This is a genomic window from Nocardioides sp. (genome assembly GCF_031422975.1).
Taxonomy (GTDB): domain Bacteria; phylum Actinomycetota; class Actinomycetes; order Propionibacteriales; family Nocardioidaceae; genus Nocardioides.
The window spans coordinates 1-1,749 of record NZ_JANPEO010000102.1 but is presented as its reverse complement, the minus strand read 5'-3'; the positions used below and the strand labels follow the sequence as shown (position 1 = coordinate 1,749).

The following is a 1,749-nucleotide window of genomic DNA, read 5'->3' as shown; positions in this document are numbered from 1 at the left end:
TGGCATCCACAAACACGCGAACTATGGTTTGTCGATCAAGGGCAGGATAATTTGGGCCTTGGCGCCGCGCCGAAGACGCGCCAGGGCGGCCCGGGCGAAGATCTGCTGCTCGGTCGTCGTGCGCTCCGAGCGACCGCGGCCGAGGAACGAGATGAACCAGTGCAGGACCGCGGTGACGCGGCTCTTGAAGCCGGTGATGTAGACGAGGTGCACGGCGAGCCACATGAGCCACGCGATCACGCCGGTGAGCCGCAGCCTGCCGACCATCGCCACCGCGTTGAACCGGCTGATGATGGCCATCGAGCCCTTGTCGAAGTAACGGAACGGCTCCTGAGGAGCCTTGTCCTCGATCCGGTTGCGGATCTCCTTGGCGGCGTACTTGGCGCCCTGGATCGCGACCTGGGCGACCCCGGGGAGGTTGTCGAGGGCGATCATGTCGCCGACCACGAAGACCTCGGGGTGGCCGGGCAGCGTCAGGTCGGGGTTGACGCCGATCCGACCGGCACGATCGAGGGGTGCACCCGTCTGCTCAGCGAGGATCCTGCCCAGCGAGCTCGCCTGGACGCCCGCCGCCCAGATCTTGGTGACGGTCTTGATGCGCTCGACGCGGCCGTCCTTGAACTTCATCTCGATGCCGCGCTCGTCGACGTCGGTCACCATCGCGCCGAGGATGACCTCGACGCCGAGCTTCTCGAGTTCGCTCTTCGCCTTCGCGCCGAGCTTCTGGCCGAACGGCGGCAGGACCTGGGGCGCGGCGTCGAGCAGGATGACTCGAGCCGTGCGGGTGTTGATGGCGCGGAAGTCGCGCTTGAGGGTGCGGTGCGCGAGCTCGGCGATCTGGCCGGCCATCTCCACGCCGGTCGGACCGGCGCCGACGACCACGAAGGTCAGGAGGTGGTCGACGTTGTCGCCGCGGTTGGCGCCGAGCTCGGCCATCTCGAAGGCGCCGAAGATGCGGCCCCGCAGTTCGAGGGCGTCGTCGATGCTCTTCATGCCGGGCGCGTGCTCGGAGAAGTGGTCGTTGCCGAAGTAGGACTGGTTGGCGCCCGCCGCGACGATCAGCGAGTCGTAGGGCGTGAGGGTCTCCCGGCCCAGGACGTGGCTGGTGATGGTCCGGGTCCCGAGGTCGATGCCGGTGACTTCTCCGAGCAGCACCTGCGCGTTGTGCTGGCCACTCAGCACCTCGCGGGTGGGAGGTGCGATCTCGCCCTCACTGAGGATGCCGGTCGCGACCTGGTAGAGCAGCGGCTGGAAGAGGTGGTGAGTGGTCTTCGCCAGCATGGTGACGTCCACGGGAGCGCGGCGCAGTGCCTTGGTGCCGAAGAGGCCACCGAAGCCGGACCCGATCACGACCACCTTGTGGCGGGCTGGTGCCTGGACGGTCATGTCAATCCTCTCGAAGCCGCTCCGACACGGTGACTGTGGCGCGAGCCCCGGTGCGGCTGACTTGGGGCACGTCACCGACAGTCTCCCGCCTCCGGGCGGTTGCGCGCGAACTCGGGAGAAGGTTTGGTTGGTCACACTGTGAACACCCTGAGAAAAATTCCCTGACCACAGGTTTGACTGATCCCACGAGTGGGTATCCGGGCCGCGCTGGACTATCCCCGATCGGTCCACCCCGAAAGAAACCCTTGCCACTGAACCAGGATCCGCTGTCACTGTCGCAAACCCCGCGCGCGGCCGCCGACGCGCGGCGGTGGGTCGCGCACAACAGTAGCAAGCAGGGGCGCGACGCACTCGTCGAGTGTG

1 protein-coding gene is annotated in these 1,749 nt (G+C 67.2%); it reads right to left on the bottom strand.

The features are described 5' to 3' along the window. Positions 1–21: 21 nt before the first annotated feature. A complete protein-coding gene (locus RMO85_RS03355) occupies positions 22–1,386 on the bottom strand; it encodes an NAD(P)/FAD-dependent oxidoreductase (RefSeq protein WP_310526462.1) in 1,365 nt (454 codons plus the stop codon). Positions 1,387–1,749 lie beyond the last annotated feature (363 nt).